The sequence below is a fragment of the Cryobacterium sp. TMT4-10 genome, from assembly GCF_004403275.1.
Taxonomy (GTDB): domain Bacteria; phylum Actinomycetota; class Actinomycetes; order Actinomycetales; family Microbacteriaceae; genus Cryobacterium; species Cryobacterium shii.
This window is the reverse complement of record NZ_SOGU01000016.1, coordinates 13234-37289: the sequence shown is the minus strand read 5'-3', so window position 1 is coordinate 37289 and position 24056 is coordinate 13234. Positions and strand designations below refer to the sequence as shown.

Below are 24056 nucleotides of genomic sequence, written 5' to 3'. Positions count from 1 at the left end.
CGCCGCACCGCCAGCCGCCGCACCCGCCGCGCCCCCCGCGGCGACGCCCCTGGCAGCCGCACCGGCGACCGTTCCACCGCCGCCGGCCCGGCCCGCGGTCGCCCCCGCCGAGACCAGCCTGAATGCCCTCACTCTCGCCAAAGGCATCCTGACCGACCAGCTCAGCAGCCTGCCCAGGCTGCTCGGCCTGCTCGCCGCGGTCGCGTACATCTCCTACCGCATCGGCCGCCGCGCCGGCGGGCGCTAGGCCGTCGGGTGAGCACACCGGAAAGGTTCCACCGCAATGCGTGAGGTCCTGGATCCCCTGCTCGCGGGCTGGCACACCGGCGGCGCCGCCGCGCTCGCCACCGTCGTCCGCACGTTCAAGTCCGCGCCGAGACCGGCGGGAGCGTCGATGCTGGTCTCCGAGGACGGCACCGTCGTCGGCTCGCTGTCCGGCGGGTGCGTCGAAGGCGCCGTCTACGAACTCGGTTCCCAGGTCATCGAGGACGGCCGGCCCGTTCTGGTGCGGTACGGGATCAGCGACGATGACGCGTTCTCAGTCGGCCTCACCTGCGGCGGCATCCTCGATGTCTTCGTCGAACGCGTCAACCGGGAGAGCTTCCCGGAACTGGCCGCGGTGCAGCACGACATTGCCGGCTCCCTGCCGGTGGGAGTCGCGACCGTCATCGAACACCCCGACGCCACCTGGCTGGGCCGGCACCTGATCGTGCGCCCGCACGGCTTCGACGGCGACGTGGGCTCGGAGCATGCCAACCGCGCCATCAGCGATGACGTCCAAGGGCTGCTCGCCGCCGGCCGGAACAGCACGCTCACCTACGGCCCCGATGGCGAGCGGCGCGGCGAAGGAATGCGGGTCTTCTTCAACAGCTACGCCCCCCGCCCGCGAATGCTGGTCTTCGGCGCGATCGACTTCGCGGCGGCACTGGCCCGCCTGGCCGCTTTCCTCGGCTATCGCGTCACCGTGTGCGACGCCCGCGCCGTGTTCGCCACGGCGGCGCGATTCCCCGACGCCGACGAGGTGATCGTCGGTTGGCCGCACCGCTACCTCGCCGAGCAGCTGGCCGCCGGCCTCGTCGACAACCGCACGGTGCTGTGTGTGCTCACCCACGACCCGAAATTCGATGTGCCTCTCCTGGAGGTGGCCTTGCGAAGCGAGCAGTTCGCCTATATCGGTGCGATGGGCTCGCGGCGCACCCACGAGGACCGCCTGGCCCGGCTGCGCGACGCCGGCCTGGACGAGGCGGAACTGGACCGGCTGCACAGCCCGATCGGGCTGGATCTGGGCTCACGGACACCGGAGGAGACGGCCGTGTCGATCGCAGCCGAGATCATTGCCCTGCAGTGGGGTGGCAGCGGTGAGCCGCTCAGCGGTCTGGTCGACCGCATCCATCACGACGACCAGGACGAATCGGTCCCGCCCCTGGCAGCCCCGGCGGCGCCGGAATAGCCTGCGCTATTCGCGCATTCCGAACCGCGCGTGGATCGGGTGCATCCATTTCGGCGCCCACCAGAGGCTCCGTTCGAGGGAGGTCATCACGGCCGGAACCACGATCGTGCGCACCAGGGTGGCGTCCAGGAGCACGGCCACGGCCAGGGCGATTCCGATCTGCTTCATCTGCAGCAGGTCTCCGGTGGCGAAGCCGGCGAAGACGATCACGATGATGAGAGCCGCCGAGGAAATGATCCGACCCGAGCTCTGCAGACCCGTCTCGATGGAACGGCGGGTGCTCTCCCCCTGCTCGTGGTGCTCCTTGATCCGGGCGAGCAGGAACATCTCGTAGTCCATCGCCAGGCCGAACCCGAAAGTCAGCACCAGGGTGAGCACCAGGGGGTCGACGCCGGCTATGGTCGCGGCGTCGAAGTTGAGCAGCCCGGCCAGATTGCCCTCCTGAAAGCCCCAGACCAGGATGCCGACGGATGCCCCCAGGGAGATCACGCTCACCACGAGCGCGGTAAGCGGAATGACCACGGATCCGGTCATCAGGAACAGGAGCACAAACGTGGCGCCGCCGATGATCAGGGCCGCCCAGGGAGCCCCGCGGAGGAGCGAATCGGTGTAGTCGACTGACGCCGCATCCGTTCCGCCGGCCCAGTTGTCGAACGCGGGCCGATCGGCCCTGATTTCGCGGACGACACCGGGCCCCTCGTTCTGGTCGACGCCGACGCGGGACACCCAGTACCCGTTCACCTGGGCCGGGGGCGTGGTCCCGGTGACGTGCGGCAGGGCGGCAACCTCCTCCGTCCAGGCCGCGGCGGAGGCTTCGTCGGTGGCCGCCACCAATTGCACCAGCGGCGCGCTCGCCAGCGGGAAGTGGTCGTTCAGCGCCGTGACGAACTCGTACTGCGTCGAAGCCTTCGGGATCGCGTCCGCGCCGCCGCTGGACACGTTCATGTTCAGGACCGGGCTGCCCAGCAGGAGCAGCACGGCGATGCCGCCCAGGGCCACGAGCGCGGGTGCACGCTGCACCAGACGGGTGAGCCGGGAGAAGACGCCCTCCGGTGGTGCGACGTCGCCGAAGCGGGTCAGGAGCGTGCCCAGGCCTGGAATGCGCGTCAGCACGCCCGGCATCAGCAGCCGCTCGCCGAAGAAGCCGAGCAGCGCCGGCACGAGCACGAGGGCCGTCAGGATCGCGATCAACACCACCGAGACCGCGCCGATGGAGATCGCACGGATGATGGTCGGCTCGAAAACGAGCAGGCCGACCGTGGCGATGGCGAAGGTCAGGCCGGAATAGAGCACGGTGCGGCCGGCCGTGTCGACCGTGACACCGACGGCCTGCAGCATCAGCTCGTGCCGCTCCGTGCGGGTTTGCTCGCCGACCCGCGCGACGAGGAGCCGGAACTCCTCCCGGAATCGGCTGACGATCAGCAGCCCGTAGTCGATGGACAGGCCCAGGCCGATCACGGTGATGACGTTGAGGACCGTGGTGTCGATCTCCATCAGGTGGCTGAACACGAAGAGGGCGCCGAGGGCGCCGGCGATGGAGGCGAGGGCGCCGATCAGCGGGATGCCCGCGGCCAGGAACCCGCCGAAAATGATGAGCATGACGATCAGGGCGATCGGCAACGCGATCAGCTCGCCCTTCTGCAGGTCTGCTTCCGCCACGGCCACGAGCGAATCCATCAGCAACGGGGTGCCGCCGACCTCCGCAACCGCGTCCGGTTCGACCTGCCGAACCTCGTCGGCCGCTGTGCCCAGGCGGCGCTCGACGTTGGTGAGCACCCGATCGCTGGGGTCCCCGTCGGTCGTCGTCATTTCCACGTTCAACAGCAGACCGGTGCCGTCGGGAGCCAGCAGCGGTGCCGCGGCGGGGTTCGGCTGCCCATCGGGAAGCGGCGGGATGGTCAGCGGGTTCACCACCGAGGTGACACCGTCGATCTCGTTCAGGTCCAGGGTGGCCGAGGAGAGGATCCAGACCAGTTCGGGAGCGGACAGGTCGACGCCGTGGATGAGCAGCGACAGGGACTCCGTTTCGTCGGCCGCGGGGTCCTGCAACAGGTCCGCGGCCTGACTGGCCTCGCCCGCGACGGACGGCCCGGCACTGGAGAGTCGCTGGAACAGGCTCTCCCCGGTGACCCCGAACAGCGCGGTCGCCACGCAGGCCCCGATCAGGATCACCCACGCCAGCAGTGCGCTCAGTCGATGGCGGGCTACGAAGACACCGAGAGCGCGAAGCATGGTCGCTAGTCCTCCTGTCAGTGGGCGGCTACCGCCAAAATACTCCCTCGCTCGCCTCCCGGCGGCCCGGCCCCCCGTCTTTCGATACCGAAGACCCGGAGGCCAGGGTGTAAAGTCAGAACTCAGCCCCACATACCCTTGGGGGTATCTTCCGGGTTGGCCTGAACGCTCTCCTGGCCAACCGAAAGGCACCTCATGAAAATCGTCGTCGTTGGTGGAGTCGCAGCCGGCGCCTCCGTGGCCGCGCGCGCCCGTCGTCTGGACGAGTTCGCCGAAATCGTGGTTCTCGAACGGGGCCACCACGTCTCGTTCGCCAATTGTGGTCTGCCCTACCACGTCGGCGAGGTGATCACCGATCGCAGCCGCCTCCTCTTACAGACGCCGGAGAGCCTGCGCGAATCCCTCGACATCGACGTGCGCGTGGGCCATGAGGTCACGGGGATCGACCGCACCTCACAAACCGTGACCATCCGCGAGGTCGACAGCGGACGCGAATACGTCGAAAGCTACGACGCCCTCGCGTTATGCCCTGGCGCCGAGCCGTTGCGGCCTCCCCTGCCCGGCATCGACCTGGCCGGCGTGCACGTTCTGCGCCGGATCGGCGACATGGATTCCATTAAAGCTCAGCTCGATTCCGCCCTCGTCCAGACCAAGCTGGGCGCCCGCGGCCCGGTTCGCACCGTTGTGATCGGCGCCGGGTACATCGGGCTGGAGATGGCCGAGAACCTCAAGCACCGCGGCGCCGTCGTCGACGTCGTCGAGATGAGCGACCAGATTCTGCCCCCGCTCGACCACGAGATGTCGGTTCCGGTGGAACACCACATCCGCAGCCGGGGCATCACCCTGCACCTGTCCACCGCCGCCGCCGCTTTCACCGCCCGCACAGGCGGGGGGCTGAACGTGGAACTGACCGACGGCAGCGTCCTCGAAGCCGACCTTGTCATCCTCTCGGCCGGGGTGCGGCCGAGCACCGCCCTCGCGACAGCGGCCGGGCTGGACATCGGTCCGCGCGGCGGAATCACCGTCGACACCCACATGCAGACCTCCGACCCGCACATCTGGGCGGCCGGCGACTCCGTGGAGACTCCGCACACCGTGCTGCCCGGGCAGTGGCTGGCCCCCCTGGCCGGCCCGGCCAACCGCGAGGCTCGCGTCGCCGCGGAGAACATCTGCGGGCGCACGACCGAATACAAGTCCACCCAGGGCACCTCGATCGTGAAGGTCTTCGACATGGTGGCCGGCGGTACCGGCGCCACCGAGCGGCAGCTCCTCGCCGCCGACCTGCCCTACCGGGCCGTGCACGTGCATCCGTCGGGTCACGCCGGCTACTACCCCGGAACCGCCATGATGCAGCTCAAGGTGCTCTTCGCCCCGGAGACCGGGCGCATTCTCGGCGCTCAGGCCGCTGGCTTCGACGGTGTCGACAAACGCCTCGACGTGCTCGCCACGGCGCTCCGCGCCGGCCTGACCGTCTACGACCTCGAGGAGCTCGAGCTCGCCTACGCCCCGCCGTTCGGCTCGGCGAAAGACCCGGTGAACATGGCCGGGTTCGTCGCCAGCAACGTTCTGCGCGGTGACCTCTCGCTCTGGTACGCCCAGGACTACCCGGCAGCGACGTCAGGCGCGCGCCTGATCGACGTGCGCACGCCCGAGGAGTTCTCGATCTGGCACCTGCCCGGGGCCGAGAACGTACCGCTCGGCACCGTCCGGGAGGCCTGCGAGAACTGGGATCGGTCGACTCCCCTGCGCCTGTACTGCGCGGTCGGGTTCCGCAGCTACCTCGGCTACCGGGCACTCGTGCAGCGGGGCTTCACGGATGTCGCGACCCTCTCCGGCGGCTCGGACACCTTCCGGTCCTGGCACGAGGTGAAGCCTGAAAGCGACGAACCACCCCTGCCGATGACCTCGTATGCCGAGTCGGTCGACATCGTCGCCGCAGCGGCGGCGACCGCGGCCCTGGCCCAGGGCACGGGCGTGCGCGTGGATCTGGATTGCTCCGGCCTGGCCTGCCCCGGCCCGATCATGAAACTCTCCGAGAACATTCGGTCGCTGACCCCGGGAGACGAGATCGTCGTACACGTCTCCGACCCGGGCTTCGCCAACGATGCCCCGGCCTGGGCCAAACGAAACGGCCACCAGCTGCTGGCGATCGAACCAGAGGGACCAGGCTACGTCGCCACGATGCGGAAGGGCGGAGCGGTCGTCGCGACCGCCCAGAACGTGGGTGTTCCGGCGGAGAAGAAGCCCGGAAAGACCTCATTCGTGGTGTTCTCCGGCGACCTCGACAAGGTCCTGGCCGCCTTCATCATCGCCAACGGTGCGATCGCCATGGGCGACGAGGTGTCGATGTTCTTCACGTTCTGGGGCCTGAACTCGTTGCGACGTCCGGACGCGCCCAAGCGCGACCGCAAACTGATGGACAAGATGTTCGCCACGATGATGCCTGCCGGCGCCGGCAGCATGCCCCTCTCGCAGATGAACATGCTCGGCGCCGGCGCCGCTCTGATCAAGAAGGTCATGAAGGACAACTCGGTCGCCTCCCTGCCGGACATGATCTCATCGGCCCAGGCCGGTGGGGCCCGCCTCATCGCCTGCACCATGACGATGGACCTACTGGGCATCGCCCCGTCGGACCTGATGGAGGGCGTGGAGCTCGGCGGCGTGGCGACATTCCTCGGTGAAGCCTCAGACTCGACCACGACGCTGTTCATCTAGCCCGGGTACGTGACGGTGAGGGGCCCGCCCGGTCTCCTCACCGTCAGCCCCGTGGAATGGGGGTTCAGGGAGCCTCGTCCACGATCCCGATGAAGCGGCTGCCGATGCCGTCGACCTCCGTGCGGCTGAGCCCGGCCGCCGCATCCGGGAGCTCATCGGAGCCATGAAAGTCGCAGGTGAGGTATGTGAACTCGGGCCACCACTTTTTCGGGCGTGCGGCCTCGGTGTACCCACAGACAGCGCACCGGAGTTCCACCCAGACCGGTTTCTTGCCGGTGCGGTTGGCCCGCGACTGCACCAGCCAGGCGGGAGGGTTGCGCTCGATCTCGGCAAGTTCAGCCTCGGACATCCGCGCCGGGAGTTCGTGGCGGTGTGCCATCTCGAGCGGGATGTCAAGGCGCAGGGCAGCCATTCGTCTCGTAATCATGTCGATTAAGAATAGGCGCTGGCCGGTGTCCGTGTCCCCCGGGCCGGGTATCCTCAGGCGCAAGGGGTCCGGCGCAAACCTGGGAGGGTGAGATGACCACCACACCGACTCGGCCGACGCACGAGAGCCAGCGAATGTCGACGGCCAGCCGAACAGCGCTCATCATCGGGTTGTCCCTGATCGCCGTTGCGACGGTGCTGGGCGTGATCCTGGTCGCTACCCTGCTCCGCGGCACCGTGGGCGGGTCGTTCGAGAGCGCCCGGAACGTGGAGGCGGGGGCCCGGGTGCTCGCCGACGTGCCGAACGCGTCGATCGACCTCCGACCCAGCACGGACGGCCAGGTGCACGTGGACGCCCGCGGAACCTACTTCGGTGCGACGCCCACGCTGTCCGTGACGACGTCCGATGATGTCACGACCATCACCGGGGGCTGCCCGAGGCAGTGGTTCGGTTACTGCTCCCTGCAGCTGAAGGTGACGATGCCGGCTTCACTGCCACTCACCGTGACCTCCCAGAACGGCGGGCTTTCGGCCGCCGGGCTGACCGGCTCGCAGAAACTCGTCACCACGAACGGCGGGATCCAGATGACCGGGACCCGCGGCGACGTCGAGTTGATCACGACCAATGGCGCGATCCGGGTGCTGGAGTCCGCCTCGCGCCGTGTGAACGCCACCACGACCAACGGGAAAGTCGAACTGGACTTCGCCGCACCGCCGTCCGCGGTCGTGGCCCGGAGCACGAACGGCACGGTCACGGTGCGTGTTCCGGGTGACGACACGACCTACGCCGTCGACGCGCACACGACCAACGGCACGATCGAGAGCGGTTCGGTGCCCACCGATCCCTCGTCACGGCGCACCATCACGGCGTCCACCACCAACGGGAACGTGACGATCAGTCGGCGTTGACCGGCCGCGACTGACCGGTCGTGAAAGACTGGGACCATGTCTGACGCCCCCTCCCCCCTCGGCCTGCTCCTCGACGTGGACGGGCCCATCGCCAGCCCGGTCACCCGCACCGTCGCCACCCCGAGCATCATCACGGACCTGATCCTCCTGGCCCGCGCCAACGTGCCGATCGCGTTCATCACCGGCCGGTCGGTCGCCTTCATTCGGGATGAGGTGGTTTTGCCGCTCCGCGCCGCCGGCCTGCCCGAGACCATGCGCATGTACGGCGTCTGCGAGAAGGGCGCCGTCTGGTTCCCCATCACCGCCGCCGGCATCGGTGAGGTCGTCGTCGACGACAGCGTTACGCTGCCCACCCCGGCGGTCGAGGGCATCCGCGCTCTCGTCGCCGACCGATTCAGCGACACCATGTTCTTCGACGAGACCAAGCAGGCCATGGTTTCGGTCGAACAGCGCACGGATGCCGACCACGCCGCCTACCAGGTCGCGGCCGCGGACTTCAACGAGGCCGCGTTCACCCTGCTCACCGGGCTGGGGCTGGGCATCCGTTTCGGCGGACGGGTCCACCCGGACGCGCACGGTGCCGTGCCATTCCGGATCGACCCGACGATCATCTCGACGGACATCGAGTCCGTCACCCTCGACAAGGACCACGGCGCCAGGCGGGCACTGGACTTCTTCTCGGTTTCCGGCCCGCTCCCCCGGGTCTGGCGCTCGGTCGGGGATTCCCGCAGCGACTACCTGATGGCCGATCACCTGCACGCCGCCGGCTACGACGTCTCCCATGTGGACGTGCGGCCCGCGGACGGCATCCTCGAGCGGCCCTACCCGGTGATCGTGGAGGGTGACCTCGTCCACGACGCGGCCGGAGCACAGTTCCTCGGCTCCTGGGTGGACCGGCTCGGGCTGCGCTGAGCGCTGCTCCGAACGGGCTAGTCCACGCTGAAGCGGATACCGTCCTGCAGGCGGCTCCGCAGCTCGAAGACCTTCTCGAAACTGCCGCGTTCCATGCCGGGCAGGCCTTCCCGCAGCAGGCCGATCAGGCGGGACCTCGGCACGGTGACCACGGTCGGGCGGCGCCCGCGCCCCGGCACGATGAGCGGGTCCGCCAGTGCGTCGTCGGGCAGCGCGACCACGAGGGCGGTGAACTTGACCCGCAGCTGCTTGGATAGAGCGCGTGCGGCCGCCTCGAAGTCCTGAATCGGAGTGTCGCCCGGTCCGAGGGCGTCGCCGACGAGCTCCCCGCGGCGCAGCTGCACCGGGCCGCCCCAGTCCTCGGACAGGACAGCGAACAGCCCCGCCGGACCGAGCACGACGTGGTCCACCTTGGCTCCGGACGATCCCGCGGCCACGTCATGCCAGGCAGTGAAGCCGATACCGAGGGCGGAAACGAGCTGCGCCGTGGACTCCTCGGCCAGCGCCTTGGCGAGGAAGTGGCGGATCTCCCGCGGCGCCGAGCGGATCAGGGCCGGGGCGTAGGGATCGTCGATGGAGGTGCCGCGTCCGGCCCACTCGCGGAGCAGATCCAGGTAACGCTGTCGAGCGAGGCCGCCGGGGTGGCCGTACATCCGGGCGCGCAGCCCGGTGCGGGTGGCCTGACCCCGCGGAGCAGCAGAAGACGCGTACACCGTGCTCTCCGGCTCGGCCCCGGAATCGGGGTAGCGCATCCGGTCGTAGGCCGCCCGGGCGTCCGGGGTCCCCACGCGTTCCCAGGCCACCTGGCCCCGGTGGAACGCAGCGGCGTCTCCCCCGACATCCGGATGCGTGCGGCGCAGGAGCCCGCGATAGGCGCGCCGCAACTCGTCGTCGCTCGCGGTGGGGCTGACGCCCAGCACCTCGTAGGGTGACGCCGCGGCCGGGCTCTCTGACATCCTCGCGGTCTCTTTCAGCGTTGGTGCGGTCGACAGGGTGTGGCCGTGTGGTGCAGTCGGCCGATCGTTCGTCCAGACTACCGATCCTGGCTGGCATATCGCCGGGCGCGCCGGGTGCGCCCGCCGAACGTGGTGACGATTCCGTGCGACGATCAGCGTATGACGACGCACGATCGCAGGATCCACCGCTCGAGCACCCGACTGGTGGCGATGTTCTGCGTCGGGGTGCTCGCCGCCACCGGGATGGGCTTCACCAGCGAAGGGGTGATGGCGCCCATCGTCGGCTGGGCAGCCGCCTGCGTGACCTACGTCACCTGGGTGTGGGCGACGATCGGCCCGATGGACAGCAACCTGACGGCCAGCCACGCGACCAGGGAGGACCCCTCGCGCGGCGTGGCGGACATCCTGATCCTGCTGAGCAGCCTCGGCAGTCTGGGCGCCCTGGTCTTCCTGATGGTCCAAACCCACGCCACCACGGGCACGCAACGGGGCGTCCTGGCGGCGGCGGCCGTGCTGAGCGTGGGCCTGTCCTGGGTGCTGGTGCACACCCTCTTCACCCTGCGTTACGCCTCGCTCTACTATGCGGGCCCCGACGGCGGGGTGGACTTCAACCAGCCGGCCCCGCCGAACTACGGTGACTTCGCCTACCTGGGCTTCACCCTCGGGATGACGTTCCAGGTGTCGGATACGAGCATTCAGGACCACCGCATCCGGATGACGGCGCTCCGTCACGGCCTTCTCTCGTATGTGTTCGGCTCATTCATCCTGGCCACCCTGATCAATCTGGTGGCCGGCCTGCTGCGCTGAGGACGGCCCGCTGGGCTGGGCAGCACGAGAACCGGAGGCCTCCCGGATTCAGCCGAAGAACTCCCGAACCGGCAGCCCGGCCACGCCGACGTCGGCGGCGAAAAGCGATCCGGCCAGCGGGTCCTGTCCGGGGTGAAGGTTTTCCCGGGACGTGGTAATAAAGAGCCGGTCCAGGTGCGGCCCGCCGAACGTGCAGGCGGTCACGTTCTGCGCGGCCACCTCGACGATCTCGTCCAGCCGGCCGGCCGGGCTGTAGCGGTGCACGGCGGATCCGCCGTAGAGAGCCACCCAGACGGCACCCTCGCTGTCCACTGTGAGGCCGTCCGGATAACCGGCGCCCGGCGGAATCTCGACGAAGGTGCGCAACCCCGTGAGCCCGGACTCGCGGCTGTAGTCGAGGACCGAGACCCGGCCGGTGGGGGTGTCATTGAAATAGGCCAGGGACCCGTCCGGGCTCCAGTCCAGCCCGTTGGGAATGCTCAGGTTCGACAGGACCGGGGTCACGGTGCCGTCGGGGTCGAGGCGGTGCAGGATCCCGGCTCCGGGCCGCTGGTCGTAGGCCATGGACCCGCAGTAGACGCGCCCGTCCGGGTCGCAGCGCCGCCACCATCCCACCGACATGGCGGCGATGAATCGTGTCTCCGACGAGGGAGAGCACGTCCCCGGCGAACATGAACACCCAGCGCAGGCCACCCCAGGACTCAGACCAGACCGGCCCTTCGGCGTGGAAGGCGACCGGGTCCGTTCTCTGCTCGGCGAGCACGTCCGCTGCCGGGAATCGCTAGTCGCGGAGGATCTGGACCGGGATCGCCACGGCGAGGGAGACGACCAGCACGCCGCCGATGAAGAGCGGGGCCTGGAGCGTGGGCGCCTCGAAGGCGAACCCGAAGAGCCAGAGGCCGAAGGTGAAGACGGCCATCGAGATGATGAAGTAGATGACGTTCATGGTGGGGGCCCTTTCGAACGGTGCCCACGCAGGTTCGCCGGGCCGATGGTTCGAGCGTACCGGTTCGCGGGGTGGAAACCGGGCCGCGGCCCCGGTTACGCGCCCGGGCGGTCGCCGGCCGGCTCGATCAGTTCCGGCCCGTTTCCCCTGATCGGGGCCACCTCGTGGAACCGGAGTGCGTCTGCGGCGTCGCGGGACGCCGCGACGGCCCCGTCCACGAACGATTGGTCTCCCGGAGTGTGCGGGTCCAGCCACTGGTCCCACCATTCCTCCGCGAGGATGACGGGCATGCGGTCGTGGAGATCGGCCAGCGGACCCCCGGCCGCCTGGGTCAGGATCGTGGCGGACAGCACCCAGCGGGACGGGTCGGTGTCGGAAACGGCCGGGTTGCGCCACCAGGAATAGAGTCCGGCCAGGGCCAGCGGGAGGCCGTCATCCGAGTGGATGAAGTAGGGCGTCTTGACGGCGCCGTCCGTGCGCCACTCGTAGTAGCCGGTGGCCGGCACGAGTGCACGGCGGGAGACGACCGAGTCGGCGAAGGACGCCTTCCCACCGACCGTTTCGGAACGGGCGTTGAACGTCGGGAAGCCGGAGGCCAGCTCGGTGGCGAACGACGGAACCAGCGACCAGCGCGCCGCCTCGAGGCGGCGCACGACGTCGCCGGACTTCGCCGACTCGAGCACGATCGGGATCTGCTCGGTGGGGGCGATGTTCCAGGACGGCTCCGGGAGGTTCTCGCCCTCGTGTTCGACGTCGAACATCGCGGCGAGATCGGACGCCGTATCCGTGATGATGAGGCGACCGCACATAGCGACAGGCTACTACCGACCGGCGACGGAACCGTCCTGCCCGTGGCCCGGCACTGTCCAGCACTGGCCAAATCCGCCCCGCCGGGTGAACATGGAGGAAGGCCATTCCCGACCCGGTGGAGGGGTTCCGATGAACACGACGGCGGCAATCGTCCTGGTGGTCCTCCTTCTGCTCGGTGTGCTCGTTCTACTGATGTCGATGCGGGTGATCAAACAGTACGAGCAGGGCGTGGTGCTGCGCTTCGGACGGTTGATCGGCACCCGGTTGCCCGGGCTGACCTTCATCATTCCGTTCGTCGACGTGCTCCACCGGGTGGCCCTTCGGATCGTGACGCTGCCGATCCAGTCCCAGGGCATCATCACCCAGGACAACGTCAGCGTCGGCGTGTCCGCGGTCGCGTACTACCGGATCGTCGACCCGGTGCGGTCCGTGGTCGCGATCGAGGACGTGAAGGCGGCGATCGACCAGATCGCCCAGACCACACTGCGCAAGGTGGTGGGTCAGCACACGCTCGATGAAACGCTCGCCGAGACGAACGTCCTCAACCTCAACATCCGGGAGATCCTGGACGCGCGCACCCTCGATTGGGGCGTCGAGGTCACACTGGTGGAACTCAAGGACATCCTCCTGCCCGACAGCATGAAGCGCGCCATGGCGAAGCAGGCGGAGGCCCAGCGGGAGAAGCGCGCCAAGATCATCAACGCGCAAGGCGAGTCGCTGGCCGCTGCCGCGCTGGGCGAAGCCAGCGACATCATGATGGCCCACCCGCTGGCACTGCAGTTGCGCAACCTGCAGAGCCTGGTCGAGATCGGCGTGGACAAGAACACCGTTGTCGTGTTCCCCGCTCCCCTGATGAGCACCGTCGGCGAGCTGGGCGACTTCCTCGCCCGGGAGACCAAGGCCGCGGACGCGATCGCCCGGGGCATCCGCTAGCGTCGATTCCGGCGCCGCGGGGCGCGGGAGCGAGGGTGGCGGAATGAACGGGCGGAACATGCAGGGTCGGAACGTGCAGGGTCGGGACGAAGCGGATCGGTACAGCGCGGATGTGCTCTCACCCGGGTGGCGGGAGGTCGGCCGTACGATTGTTCCGACTCAGGAAGCGACGCCCGATCTCGTGGTCGAGGAGGTGGCGACCGGCTTCTGCGGCGCCGTGATCCGGATCGAGAAGAAGATCGTCACCCTGGAGGACCGCCACGGAAAACTGCGCTTGTTCCCCCTCGGCGGCGGATTCCTGCTCGACGGCCAGCCGGTCGTCCTCGTCGCCCCCAAGCCGCGGACGCCGCAGGGGCGCGCACGCACGGCCTCCGGCTCGGTGGCGGTGACGGATGCGCCCGCACGGGTGGCCAGGGGCAGCCGCATCTTCGTCGAGGGCCGGCACGACGCCGAACTCGTCGAAAAGGTCTGGGGCGCCGACCTGCGCATCGAGGGGGTGGTGGTCGAGTACATCGAGGGCGTCGACAACCTCGAGGAACTCCTGGCGGAATTCCGTCCCGCTCCCGGGCGGCGGGTCGGGATGCTCGTCGACCATCTGGTCGCGGGGTCCAAGGAGAGCCGGATCGCCCAGGCCGTGGCCAGCGGGCCGCACGGCCGGAATGTGCTCGTGGTCGGGCATCCGTACGTCGACGTCTGGCAGGCCGTGAAGCCGGAGCGCCTCGGCTGGGAGGCGTGGCCGGTGATTCCGCGCACGATCGAGTGGAAGCACGGAATCTGCGAGGCCCTCGGCTGGCCGCACGAGGAGCAGGCGGACATCGCCCGGGCCTGGCAGCGGATTCTCGGACGGGTGAGGTCGTACGCGGACCTCGAACCGCAATTCCTGGGCCGAGTGGAACAGTTGATCGATTTCGTGACCGTTGAATAGTGCAGAGTGCCTCACTTTCTGGCGGATATGTGAAGAAACGTAACGCTTTGGAACCGAATCAGCTGACAATCCGGGCAGGAACGAGCGATGTGGGCTAGAGTTAACTCAGTAGTTGTAGTGCTTGCACGTCTTAAAACGCAGTGACCTCGGTCAGTGCGGCGTATTCCTTTCGGAAGCGGACGACGAATACCGCGACGAACGGCCTCGAAAGTCGGGGCCTTTCTAACACTCCTGGAGGAGTTTCAAAAATGGCAACAGGTACCGTGAAATGGTTCAACGCTGAAAAGGGCTTCGGCTTCATCGCTCCCGACGACGGAAGCGCCGACGTGTTCGCGCACTACTCCGCGATCGCCTCGAACGGCTACAAGTCCCTCGACGAGAACCAGAAGGTCGAGTTCGAGGTAACCCAGGGCCCCAAGGGTCCTCAGGCCGAGAACATCCGCGCCCTCTAAATAGCTGCAAAGCTAAATAGCGCAACTGCTCTTCAGGCTTCACGGCCTTAAGGCTTCACGGCCTTACTGAGCTTCGACAACGCCCCTGCTTCGGCAGGGGCGTTGTCTCGTTAAGCCGGACCCTCCTCAGCCGAGGGAGCCGGCGCCTACTTGACCAGGTCCTGCCAGCCGTCACCGTCGACGTACTCGAAGATCAGGTTGGTCTCGGTGTGCGCCACCGCCGGGTGCTCGGCGAGGTGCTCGAGCACGAAGTCCCGCAGGCCGGAGGCATCCGCCGCGGCCACGTGCAGGAGATAGTCGTCGGCCCCCGCAGTGTGGAACAGGCCGATCACTCCGGGCCAGTGCGGTGCCGCATCCCGGAACTCGTCGATCTGTCCGCGGGCATGCTTGACCAGCCGGATCGAGATCAGCGCCTGCAGAGATGCCCCGAGCGCGGCGAGATCGATGATCGCGCGGTAGCCGCGGATGTGGCCGAGCTGCTGGAGCCGGCGCAGGCGCAGCGACACCGTGGATTCCGCAACCCCGATTTCGGCGGCCAGTGCGGCCCCGGAGGCGCGGGCGTTGATGGACAGCGCACGCAGCAGGGCGCGGTCGACGCGGTCGATTTCGGTTTTCTTCGGTTCCATCGGCTCACTCTTTCGTCACTGAGCAGTTTATGCGACGATCGGCCGGGTTTCGGAAGGGTCTGCAGGCCCTATTGCGGACGAGGACAGAATCTGTTTTCGTCTGAGCATGATGCCAACGACGCCGCACCTGGAAACCATCGCCGTGCACGCCGGGATGGAGGGTGTGACCGAGTCGGGTTCCCATGTGCCGGTGATCGACCTGTCCACAACCAATCCCCTGGCCGGGGTGGAGCGCGGCGGCGACTCCTACGAGAATCTGGCCACCGGCGGCGTCATCGGTGCTGGGGACTCCGCGGTGTACCAGAGGCTCTGGCAGCCCGGCGTGGCCCGGTTCGAGACCGCTCTCTCCGCCCTGGAGGGTACGGAGGGCACCGTCGCCTTCGCCAGCGGGATGGCCGCGCTGGCGGCCGTGCTGATCGCATCCGTCGCCGCCGGCACGCCGCACATCGTGGCTCTGCGTCCGATCTATGGCGGGACGGACCATGTGCTGGCCACCGGTCTGCTCGGCACGACGGTCACCTGGGTCGACGCTGCCGGCGTGGCGGCGGCAATCAGGTCCGACACCGGGCTGGTCATCCTCGAGTCGCCCGCGAACCCCAGCCTGGCCCTGACCGATATCCGGGCCGTGGCGGATGCCGCCGGCCGGGTCCCCGTGCTCGTGGACAACACCTTCGCCACCCCGGTGCTGCAGCGACCGGTGGAGGCGGGCGCGACCCTGGTGCTGCACAGTGCCACCAAGTTCCTCGGCGGCCACGGGGACGTGATGGGCGGCACGGTTTCGGGCCCCGAGGACTGGCTGGTGCGTCTGCGGCAGGTGCGCGCGCTGACCGGCGGCATCCTGCATCCGTTCGCCGCCTACCTGCTGCACCGGGGCCTGCGCACGCTTCCCGTGCGCGTGCGGGCCCAGCAGGCCACCGCTGCAGCCGTCGCCGAGGGCCTCGTTGGCCATCCGGCCCTGGCCCGCGTGCTCTACCCCGGGCTGCCCGGGCAGGACCCGCAGAACCTGATCGGGCGCCAGTGCACGGGTGCCGGGTCGATCATCGCGCTCGACTTCGCCGGCGGGTTCGACGCGGCCGTCCGCTTCACCGAAGCCTGCCGGCTGATCACCCACGCGGTGTCCCTCGGCGGGGTGGATTCGCTGGTGCAGCATCCGGCGTCCCTGACCCACCGCCCGGTCGAGGCCGGGGCGCGACCGGGCGCGGGCATCGTGCGCATCTCGATCGGTCTGGAGCACCCCGACGACCTGCTCGCCGACATCCTGGCTGCACTGGACGTGCCTGCCGCCGTCGACCGGGGCTGCGCGGTCCCGCTGCCCCAGGAGGCCGTCGCCTGAGTTCCCGTTCCGGTCGAGAGTGCCCGCTGCGCGGGTCACTCTCGACCGGAACGGGAACAGTGGGCTCAGCTGCGACCGAGGCGGCGGCGGAGCAGGTCGATCCGGTTCTGCAACTGCGTCACGCTGGCCTGCGCCACGGCGGGACCACCGCACTCGCGCCGGAGTTCCGCGTGCACCATGCCGTGCGGCTCCTGGGCCAGCTTCGACCACATGCCCACCAGGCTCGCCAGCAGGGTGCGCTGTTCCTTCAGCGTGCGGTACAGGGGCGGGGGCTCCTCCGGTGCGATCTCGCCGGTGACCGGGTCCTTGCGACGGTCCGTGGAACGCTTGGCCTGCCGGTGCTGTCGCTGGCGCAGCAACTCGGAGACCTGCTCGGGTTCGAGCAGCCCCGGGATGCCGATGAAGTCGAATTCCTCGTCGGTGCCCGGCTCGGCCAGCTCTCCGAACTCGTCCCCGTTGAACATGACCATGTCGAAGGTGGCCTGGGAGTCGATGGCCTGCCAGGTGAATTCCTCGCCGAGGTCGTCGGAGGCCTTGTCCGCCTTGTTCGCGTCGGCGACCATGGCGTCTTCGGGGTTGTACATCCCGTCTTCGCCGTCATCCCGGTTGCTGCGGTCCAGGGCGTGGTCACGCTCCAGCTCGAGCGCATTCGCCAGGCTGAGCAGGCTCGGCACGTTGGGCAGGAAGATCGACGCCGTCTCGCCTCGACGGCGGGCGCGCACGAACCGGCCGATGGCCTGCGCGAAGAACAGCGGGGTGGATGCGCTGGTCGCGTACACGCCCACGGCCAGACGGGGCACGTCGACGCCCTCGGACACCATCCGCACCGCCACCATCCAGCGCGAAGTGCTGTGCGAGAACTCGTCGATCCGGTCGCTGGACTCCTTCTCGTCGGAGAGCACGACGGTCACCGACTCCCCCGAGATCTCCTGCAGGATGGCCGCGTACGCGCGTGCCATGGTCTGGTCGGTCGCGATCACCAGTCCCCCGGCGTCCGGGATGCCGTGGCGCACCTGGGTCAGCCGCGAGTCCGCGGCGCGCAGAACCGCCGGGATCCACTGGCCGGTGGGTTCCAGGGCGGTGCGCCAGGCCTGGGAGGTGATGTCTTTGGTGTTGCCCTCGCCGAGTTTCGCTTCCATCTCGTCGCCTGCGCGGGTGCGCCATTTCATGTGCCCGGCGTAGACCATGAACATGACCGGGCGCACGACGCCGTCTTCGAGGGCGCGGCCGTAGCCGTAGTTGTAGTCGCTCTGGGACAGACGGATGCCGTGCTCGTCGGGCAGGTAGCTCACGAACGGGATCGGCGAGGTGTCCGAGCGGAACGGAGTGCCGGTCAGCGAGAGCCGGCGGGTGGCCGGTTCGAACGCCTCCCGGATCGCGTCGCCCCAGCTCAGGGCGTCCCCGCCGTGGTGCACCTCGTCCAGGATCACGAGGGTGCGGCTGGACTGCGTGAGTTGCCGGTGCAGCGCGGCCCGACTGGCCACCTGGGCGTAGGTGACGGCGATGCCGTGGTAGTGGTTGCCGTAGCGGCCGTTGGCGTTCTTGAAGTTCGGGTCCAGCCGGATGCCCGCCCGCGCGGCGGCATCCGCCCACTGGCGCTTGAGATGCTCGGTGGGTGCGACCACCGTGATGCTGTCGATCAACCGGCGCGCCTTGAGCTCGGCGGCGAGCCGCAGGGCGAAGGTCGTCTTGCCGGCGCCGGGCGTGGCCGCGGCGAGGAAATCGCGCGGCTGATGCAGGAAATAGGCTTCCAGGGCCTCGGCCTGCCAGGCGCGCAGCTTGCCCGCCGTGCCCCACGCGGCGCGTTCCGGGAAGGACGGTGAGAGGTGTTCGGCTGCACTCGTCCCCTGGGCAGGTCCGAAAGCAGGTGGAGTATTCACTTCATAAGAACTTACCCGTTGCGCCGCGCGTTGCGCGCGCACGGGTCGTCGCTCAGCCGGCGGCCAGCTCCCCCGGGTGGGTGAAACGCCAGCCGGGTCCCGGGTCGCTGATCGTGGTGTCGAGCACCAGGGGGACGCTGACGGTGTCAGCGCCGACGGCGAAGTCGACCGTGCCGACGGGGTCGCCGGCGTCGCCGAGGGTGAGCTTCTCGGCCGTCGGCCGGACGGTGATGGGGGTGTCCGACCAGACGATTGCGGAGGCCTCGCGGTCCGTGACCGCCTGGCTCTCCTGTCCCCACTGAGTGCCGTAGTCGGCGTAGGCCGCGCCCTTGTCCGTCAGCTTGACCTGCCGGAAACCGGGTTCGACGCTGTCGATCAGGTCCGCAATCGACTGGTTCAGCTCGGTGTGGGTGTCCCCGCCGAGCATGACGCCGACCAGGGTGACGGTCTTCCCCCCGACCTTGAACTCGGCCGAGAACAGCAGGCAGGCGCCCGCCTCATCCGTCGTCCCGGTCTTGAGACCCGTGACGCCGTGCTTGCCGAGGAGTTTGTTGGTGTTGGTGACGGTACCGATGACGGGCAGGTCGGCGGTTTTCATCGAGACGATCGAGGCGAGAGCGGGGTTCTCCAGCACCAGCTTGCCGATCTTGACCAGGTCGGCGAGGCTGCTCTTGCTGCCCGGCGACAACCCGCTCGTGTCGGCCACGACGGTGTCGTTCAGGCCGTGCGCGGCGAGCCAGGTTTCCGCGGCGGCCAGGTACGCGTCGACGGATCCGAAGGCCCAGACGGCCAGGGAGATGCTGTAGTTGTTCGCGGAGGGCAGGAGCATGGCCTCGAACGCCTGGCGCTGGCTGAGCACCATGCCGGCGGACACCGGGGCGACCGAACCGTTCTCGGCGACGACCTGATAATAGATGTCCACGTCGTCGTCGGTGAATTTGATGTCGGGTCCGGCCTGCTTGGTGGTGAGGGGCTTCTTCTCGAGCACGACGAGGGAGGTCACCATCTTGGTGATGCTCGCAATCGGCACCGAGCCCTGCTCGCCGGTGGAACCGAGGAGGTCGGGGTAACCGACGGCGCCGATCGCCCCGGCGCCCACGCCCGGCCAGTCCAGCTCGGCGGCGGGCTGGGTCAGTTCCGCGGGCTTGCTCACCTCGACGGCCGCGGCCGGCGCCGGGGCCAGCCCCGTGCCGGAGAGGTAGCCGACACCGGAGAGAAGGACCACAAGACCACCCGCAACGGCGAAACGACGACGGCGGTAGATTTGGCCTCGGGTCATCGTCATCCGTCGATTCTACCCACGACCCCTGTGCCGGACCTGCTATACCCTGACCCGCAGGGCGTAGAGGGCCACGGCACTCGCCGAGGCCACGTTGAGCGAATCGACGCCGTGCAGCATGGGGATTGTGACCACCGTGTCCGCGGCGGAGAGCGCCTGGGTGCTGAGACCGTCACCCTCGGCGCCGAGGATGAGCGCCAGGCGTTCCGGGGCGTCACCGGCGAACTGTTCCAGCGTCACGGCATCGTCGGAGAGCGCCAGGGCGGCCAGGTGGAAACCGGCCTCGTGCAGCAGCGGCGCCGCTGCGGCCCACTCCGGCAGCCGGGTCCACGGCACCTGCAGCACCGTGCCCATGCTCACCCGCACGCTCCGCCGGTACAGTGGATCGGCGCAGCGCGGGGTGATCAGCACGGCGTCGGCACCGAGTCCGGCGACCGAGCGGAAGATGGCGCCCACATTGGTGTGATCGACGATGTCTTCGAGAATCACGATTCTGCGGGCATCCCGGATCACCTCGCTCACGGGAGCGAGGGGCGGGCGGTGCATGGCCGCCAGCGCACCGCGGTGCAGGTTGTACCCCGTGAGCCGTTCCAGCACGGATGCGGCGCCGACGTAGACGGGCACGTCCGGCCAGTCCGCCAGCAGGGGCAGCACGTCGGGCAGCCACTGCTCCTGCAGCAGCACGGAGCGCGGCCGGTGCCCGGCGGCAAGCGCCCGGGTGATCACCTTGCTCGACTCGGCGATGTAGAGGCCACTCGCCGGTTCCGAGACGCGGCGCAGGGCCACATCCGTCAGCCTCGAGTAGTCGGCCAGACCGGGCAGGTCGAGGTCTTCAATGTGAACGATCTGCACAGCGGCGGCGCCTTTCCAGGGGGTGAACCTCTCCAGCCTGCCAGTTCCGTCACCAACTGGAAAACCGGCGAGTTTAGACTCGGGTGTACAAGAGATGGAGCAGCATGAGCACCGAGACGCTTCCGAACGCCGCCGCAGCCGCGACCGCGGCTCATGCCGCGCTCGAATCAGCGCTCGACGCCGTGGCCGCGCTGCTGCGGGGCAAGCGCACCGCGGTGCTGACGGGCGCCGGGGTCAGCACCGATTCCGGTATTCCCGACTACCGAGGCAAGGGCGCCCCCGTGCGCACACCGATGAATTTCCAGACTTTCGTCGGCGACGAACGTGCCCGCAAACGCTACTGGGCCGGCAGCCACCTCGGCTGGCGCCGATTCCGGGAGGCGGAACCCAACCTGGGGCATCGGTCCCTCGCCCGGCTGGAGCAGAGCGGCGCGATCTCGGGGGTCATCACCCAGAACGTCGACGGCCTGCACACCAGGGCCGGGTCCCGGCACGTCGTGGACCTGCACGGCTCCATGGACCTCGTCGTCTGCCTGGACTGCGGTCAGGCGTTCGGCCGGGACAGCATCGCCGCCCGACTCGAGGCGTCCAATCCGGCCCTACTGGTGCCGGAATCGGTGCGATCGGCCCCGGACGGCGACGCGGAGGTCACCGACGTCGACGGTTTCACCGTGCCCGGCTGCACGGTCTGCGGCGGGATGCTCAAGCCCAACGTGGTCTTCTTCGGGGAACTCGTTCCGACCGTGAAATTCACCGAGGCCACCGCCCTGGTCTCCGGGGCCGAGGCGCTGGTCATCGCCGGCTCATCCCTGTTCGTCAACTCCGGCATCCGGCTCCTCGAGCAGGCCCGCCGGCGCAAGCTGCCCATCGTCGTGATCAACCGGGGCGAGACCAAGGGCGACGGGCGCGCCCTGATCAAGCTGGAGGCCGGCACGTCGGAGTCGCTGGCGGGGCTGGCAGTGCGGCTCGGATGACCAGGCTCTCGATCGTGCGCCACGGCCAGACCGAGTGGAACCTTCACACCCGGATCCAGGGCAGCACGGACATCCCGCTGAATTCGACCGGCCGCGCCCAGGCCGCCGAGGCCGGGTTGCGCCTGCGTGCCCACCACTGGGACAGGATTGTCACCAGTCCGCTGGACCGGGCGCATGAGACCGCCCGGATCATCGCCGGGGAGCTGGGACTGCCCGGGCCGGAGGTCATCCCGGCCCTCACCGAACGCCACCACGGCCAAATCGAAGGCCTGACCTTCGCCGAACGCCAGCGTCGCTTTCCCGACGGGGTCGCCGTCCCCGGCCTGGAGACGCGCCAGGCGGTGCTGGACCGGGTGTTGCCGGCTTTCGCTCTGGTGTCCGCCGAGCATCCGGGCGAGTCGGTGCTCGTCATCTGCCACGGCGGAGTGATCGGCACCCTGATCCGGAGCATGACGTCCGGCGAACGACCACGTCAGAACGAGCTCATCGCCAACGGCTCCGTGCACGACTTCGTCTGGCGGGATGGCCGGCTGCATCTCGAGCATTTCGACGCGACCCTGCGCACCGTCGCCGAGAACACGCACTACACGGGCTGAGCCGACTCGGTGCCCGCCTCGGTGCCGATACCGGGCCGAGTGTCGGTTCCGGCCCCGCGGCCGCCGTCGGACGCAAGCCCGGTGAGCAGCGCCAGAAGCTTCCGGGCGGAGTCGTGCCAGGTGAAGCGGGCGGCCTGGCCGAGGGATTTCCCGGAGCGGTCGGCCCACTCGCCCGGCTCGTCGAGCCGCCTCACCGCGGCCGCGAGGGCCTGCGCACTGGTGGGGTCGAAGTACAGCGCGGCGTCGCCGCCGATTTCCCGGAAGATGGGAATGTCGCTCACGACGACCGGGAGGCCGAGCCCCATCGCCTCGACCAGGGGGATGCCGAAGCCTTCGTCCAGGGAGGCGCTGACGAGGGCGGTCGCCGAACGCAGGACATCGACGTACTCCTCGTCGGTCACGCCGTCGTGGAAGACCAGCCGGGCCTTCGGGGCGAGCGCGATCAGGCGTTCCCGCTCCGGCGCCGGGACCCGGCTCATCAGGTGCAGCTCGTGCTCCGGCAGCTCCGCCGCGGCCCGGACGAGGGTGTCGACGTTCTTGTAGGGCATGAACGAGCCCATGTACACGAGCCGGCCGGTGGCCGGCGTGCGGCGGCGTTCCGGCGCGGCCGTGAGTGCGCCGGCGGCGTTGGGGATCACGGTGATCGGCCGACGGGTCAGGCGGTGTTCCAAGATCAGGTCGCGGGTGGTCGCGGAGACCGTCACGACCCCGTCTGCGCGGTTCAGGAGCATCCGTTGCGGCCACCAGGACAGGTGGTACAGGCGCCAGAGCACGCGCACGAAGGCCGGGAGGTCTCGCGGCGGGGTGGGATTGCGGTAGTAGATCAGGTCGTGCACGGTCAGGATCAGGTGGTATCGCCGCCCCCAGGACCCCATCGTTTGCATGGGGCTGAACACGACGCCCGGCTGGAGCCGGTTGAGCTGCCGGGCGAGGAACGGTTCACGGATGCTGGTGGGCGCGCTCACGAGCTGCCAGGGCAGGTCGGGCAGCAGGTCGAGTTGCCGGTGGTCGTTGATGAGCATTGTCACCGGGTGCAGTTTGCCCAGTTCGGTGACCAGGCCGGCCGTGTAGCGGCTGATGCCGTCGTGTCGGTCGAACCGGGTGTAGCGGCAGTCGAAGAGGATTCTCATGCCGGGTTCCGCTCGCTCAGGAACCCGCGCAGCGCGTCGGCCGCCTGGGCCGGCACCTCGTAGTGGATGAGGTGTCCCACCCCGGGGATCACGTGCAGGGTCGCATCCGGGAACAGTCTCTGCAGGCGGTGCTGGGCCGCGACCGGCGTGATGTCGTCCTTCTCCGCGGCGATGAGCAGGGTCGGCTGGCGGATCCGGGCGGCGAACTCGCTGACATCGGCGCCGACGGAGGCGGTGAACGCCTCCAGCACGACGCGCCGGTCCGCGAAGGCGGAGAAGTACCGGTCGTGCTGGTCGTGGATCCAGCGACGGAGCCCGCGGTCCCCGGTCTTCGCCATCGTCACGCTCATCACCCGGACGATCAGCCGGTTGCGCAGCAGGGCGAAGCCGAGCCGCTCCGGCAACCGTGCCCCCGCCCAGTAGTAGAACACGGCCAGTCGGGTGAGGATGCCCCGCGGTCCGGCCAGCGCCGGGGCGGCGATGGGATTGACCAGCACCACCTCGTCCGCAGGCAGTCCGCCGGCGACGGACGCGGCCACGACGATGGACCCGAAGGAGTGCCCGAGCACAACGACCCGCCCGGTCGGGGCAAGTCCCGTGACGAAGTCCGCGAGCCAGCGGCCGTAGCCGGCGATGTCGTGGCCGCCCTGCGGCAGCGCCTCCGACTCGCCGAAGCCCGGCAGGTCCGGTGAGATCATGCGGTAACCCGGCAGCTGCGCGACCACCGGTTCGAGCCCGTGGTGATCTCCCCGGAAGCCGTGCACCATCACGATCGTCGTCGCGCCGGCCGGGTCTCCGTATTCCCAGAACCGCGTACGGCTTCCGAGCACGGTCACGGTATGGGCATTCACGGGGATACGCGCGAGCATCGCGTCGTAGGGAGAGGGAACGTTCATCAGACCAAGTTTAGGGC

Annotated in this window: 23 protein-coding genes and 1 pseudogene; 12 read left to right on the top strand and 12 right to left on the bottom strand. The window is 69.0% G+C overall.

The genetic code is table 11. The features are described 5' to 3' along the window. A pseudogene (locus tag E3T42_RS16595) lies at window positions 1–247 on the top strand (carbon monoxide dehydrogenase); the annotation flags it as partial. Between the two features lie 36 nt (window positions 248–283). Next, window positions 284–1450 (top strand): XdhC family protein, encoded by a 1167-nt coding sequence (locus E3T42_RS01955; protein ID WP_134402370.1) that lies wholly within the window; start codon window positions 284–286, stop codon window positions 1448–1450. A gap of 6 nt (window positions 1451–1456) precedes the next feature. Here the strand turns inward: E3T42_RS01955 and E3T42_RS01950 are convergent, their stop codons facing one another. After that, window positions 1457–3682, bottom strand: a complete 2226-nt coding sequence (locus E3T42_RS01950) for an MMPL family transporter (RefSeq protein WP_134402369.1) — start codon at window positions 3680–3682, stop codon at window positions 1457–1459. Between the two features lie 195 nt (window positions 3683–3877). Here E3T42_RS01950 and E3T42_RS01945 point away from each other — a divergent pair, with 195 nt between their 5' ends. Next, window positions 3878–6397, top strand: coding sequence for an FAD-dependent oxidoreductase (locus E3T42_RS01945; RefSeq protein ID WP_134402368.1), 2520 nt, complete (start codon window positions 3878–3880; stop codon window positions 6395–6397). A 64-nt stretch (window positions 6398–6461) separates the two neighbouring features. On the opposite strand, the gene E3T42_RS01940 is transcribed toward E3T42_RS01945, so the two are convergent. Further along, window positions 6462–6824, bottom strand: a complete 363-nt coding sequence (locus E3T42_RS01940; protein WP_134366424.1) for a hypothetical protein — start codon at window positions 6822–6824, stop codon at window positions 6462–6464. Between the two features lie 92 nt (window positions 6825–6916). Here E3T42_RS01940 and E3T42_RS01935 point away from each other — a divergent pair, with 92 nt between their 5' ends. Together E3T42_RS01935 and E3T42_RS01930 are read left to right on the top strand one after the other, a co-directional pair. Beyond that, on the top strand, window positions 6917–7732 hold the full coding sequence (locus E3T42_RS01935) for a DUF4097 family beta strand repeat-containing protein (RefSeq protein WP_134402367.1): 816 nt from the start codon (window positions 6917–6919) through the stop codon (window positions 7730–7732). Window positions 7733–7768: 36 nt separating this feature from the next. Beyond that, the gene (locus tag E3T42_RS01930) at window positions 7769–8644 is read left to right on the top strand and encodes a hypothetical protein (protein ID WP_134402366.1); all 876 of its coding nucleotides are present in this window, start codon (window positions 7769–7771) and stop codon (window positions 8642–8644) included. A 17-nt stretch (window positions 8645–8661) separates the two neighbouring features. Here E3T42_RS01930 and E3T42_RS01925 read toward each other — a convergent pair whose 3' ends face one another. Then, window positions 8662–9600 (bottom strand): DnaJ domain-containing protein, encoded by a 939-nt coding sequence (locus E3T42_RS01925; protein ID WP_134366427.1) that lies wholly within the window; start codon window positions 9598–9600, stop codon window positions 8662–8664. Window positions 9601–9759: 159 nt separating this feature from the next. On the opposite strand from E3T42_RS01925, the gene E3T42_RS01920 reads away from it, so the two are divergent. Continuing rightward, window positions 9760–10407, top strand: coding sequence for a DUF1345 domain-containing protein (locus tag E3T42_RS01920; RefSeq protein WP_134366428.1), 648 nt, complete (start codon window positions 9760–9762; stop codon window positions 10405–10407). Between the two features lie 48 nt (window positions 10408–10455). On the opposite strand, the gene E3T42_RS01915 is transcribed toward E3T42_RS01920, so the two are convergent. The 3 genes from E3T42_RS01915 to E3T42_RS01910 all read right to left on the bottom strand — a co-directional run bounded on the left by E3T42_RS01915 (window position 10456) and on the right by E3T42_RS01910 (window position 12162). Next, complete coding sequence (locus E3T42_RS01915; protein WP_338144981.1) at window positions 10456–11028, bottom strand: SMP-30/gluconolactonase/LRE family protein; 573 nt, start codon at window positions 11026–11028, stop codon at window positions 10456–10458. A 160-nt stretch (window positions 11029–11188) separates the two neighbouring features. Then, the gene (locus E3T42_RS16590) at window positions 11189–11353 is read right to left on the bottom strand and encodes a hypothetical protein (protein ID WP_160141051.1); all 165 of its coding nucleotides are present in this window, start codon (window positions 11351–11353) and stop codon (window positions 11189–11191) included. A gap of 95 nt (window positions 11354–11448) precedes the next feature. Then, a complete protein-coding gene (locus E3T42_RS01910) occupies window positions 11449–12162 on the bottom strand; it encodes an SOS response-associated peptidase (protein WP_134366429.1) in 714 nt (237 codons plus the stop codon). 130 nt (window positions 12163–12292) lie between these two features. Between E3T42_RS01910 and E3T42_RS01905 the strand changes: the two genes are divergently transcribed. The 3 genes from E3T42_RS01905 (at window position 12293) to E3T42_RS01895 (ending at window position 14473) form a co-directional block, all read left to right on the top strand. Next, window positions 12293–13096 (top strand): slipin family protein, encoded by an 804-nt coding sequence (locus E3T42_RS01905; protein WP_134402365.1) that lies wholly within the window; start codon window positions 12293–12295, stop codon window positions 13094–13096. 43 nt (window positions 13097–13139) lie between these two features. Beyond that, window positions 13140–14021, top strand: coding sequence for a DUF3097 domain-containing protein (locus tag E3T42_RS01900; protein ID WP_241975771.1), 882 nt, complete (start codon window positions 13140–13142; stop codon window positions 14019–14021). 248 nt (window positions 14022–14269) lie between these two features. After that, the gene (locus E3T42_RS01895) at window positions 14270–14473 is read left to right on the top strand and encodes a cold-shock protein (RefSeq protein ID WP_035840308.1); all 204 of its coding nucleotides are present in this window, start codon (window positions 14270–14272) and stop codon (window positions 14471–14473) included. 146 nt (window positions 14474–14619) lie between these two features. Here E3T42_RS01895 and E3T42_RS01890 read toward each other — a convergent pair whose 3' ends face one another. After that, window positions 14620–15099, bottom strand: a complete 480-nt coding sequence (locus E3T42_RS01890) for an Lrp/AsnC family transcriptional regulator (protein ID WP_134366431.1) — start codon at window positions 15097–15099, stop codon at window positions 14620–14622. A 106-nt stretch (window positions 15100–15205) separates the two neighbouring features. On the opposite strand from E3T42_RS01890, the gene E3T42_RS01885 reads away from it, so the two are divergent. Next, window positions 15206–16432: a PLP-dependent aspartate aminotransferase family protein gene (locus tag E3T42_RS01885; protein WP_134366432.1), complete on the top strand. Its 1227-nt coding sequence runs from the start codon at window positions 15206–15208 to the stop codon at window positions 16430–16432. Window positions 16433–16497: 65 nt separating this feature from the next. Here E3T42_RS01885 and E3T42_RS01880 read toward each other — a convergent pair whose 3' ends face one another. Genes E3T42_RS01880 through E3T42_RS01870 form a run of 3 tightly spaced genes read right to left on the bottom strand, consistent with a single transcriptional unit; the run spans window position 16498 to window position 20443 of the window. Next, complete coding sequence (locus E3T42_RS01880) at window positions 16498–18312, bottom strand: DEAD/DEAH box helicase (RefSeq protein WP_134366433.1); 1815 nt, start codon at window positions 18310–18312, stop codon at window positions 16498–16500. A gap of 52 nt (window positions 18313–18364) precedes the next feature. Continuing rightward, window positions 18365–19597, bottom strand: a complete 1233-nt coding sequence (locus E3T42_RS01875) for a D-alanyl-D-alanine carboxypeptidase family protein (RefSeq protein ID WP_241975770.1) — start codon at window positions 19595–19597, stop codon at window positions 18365–18367. Between the two features lie 36 nt (window positions 19598–19633). Then, a complete protein-coding gene (locus tag E3T42_RS01870) occupies window positions 19634–20443 on the bottom strand; it encodes an RNA methyltransferase (protein WP_134366434.1) in 810 nt (269 codons plus the stop codon). A 104-nt stretch (window positions 20444–20547) separates the two neighbouring features. Here E3T42_RS01870 and E3T42_RS01865 point away from each other — a divergent pair, with 104 nt between their 5' ends. Together E3T42_RS01865 and E3T42_RS01860 are read left to right on the top strand one after the other, a co-directional pair. Further along, window positions 20548–21417, top strand: a complete 870-nt coding sequence (locus E3T42_RS01865; RefSeq protein ID WP_134366435.1) for a Sir2 family NAD-dependent protein deacetylase — start codon at window positions 20548–20550, stop codon at window positions 21415–21417. Continuing rightward, complete coding sequence (locus tag E3T42_RS01860; protein WP_134366436.1) at window positions 21414–22013, top strand: histidine phosphatase family protein; 600 nt, start codon at window positions 21414–21416, stop codon at window positions 22011–22013. The genes E3T42_RS01865 and E3T42_RS01860 overlap by 4 nt, the downstream gene beginning before the upstream one ends. Here the strand turns inward: E3T42_RS01860 and E3T42_RS01855 are convergent. Beyond that, the gene (locus E3T42_RS01855) at window positions 22001–23143 is read right to left on the bottom strand and encodes a glycosyltransferase family 1 protein (RefSeq protein ID WP_134366437.1); all 1143 of its coding nucleotides are present in this window, start codon (window positions 23141–23143) and stop codon (window positions 22001–22003) included. The genes E3T42_RS01860 and E3T42_RS01855 overlap by 13 nt on opposite strands. Next, window positions 23140–24039, bottom strand: coding sequence for an alpha/beta fold hydrolase (locus E3T42_RS01850; protein ID WP_134402364.1), 900 nt, complete (start codon window positions 24037–24039; stop codon window positions 23140–23142). The genes E3T42_RS01855 and E3T42_RS01850 overlap by 4 nt, the downstream gene beginning before the upstream one ends. Window positions 24040–24056 lie beyond the last annotated feature (17 nt).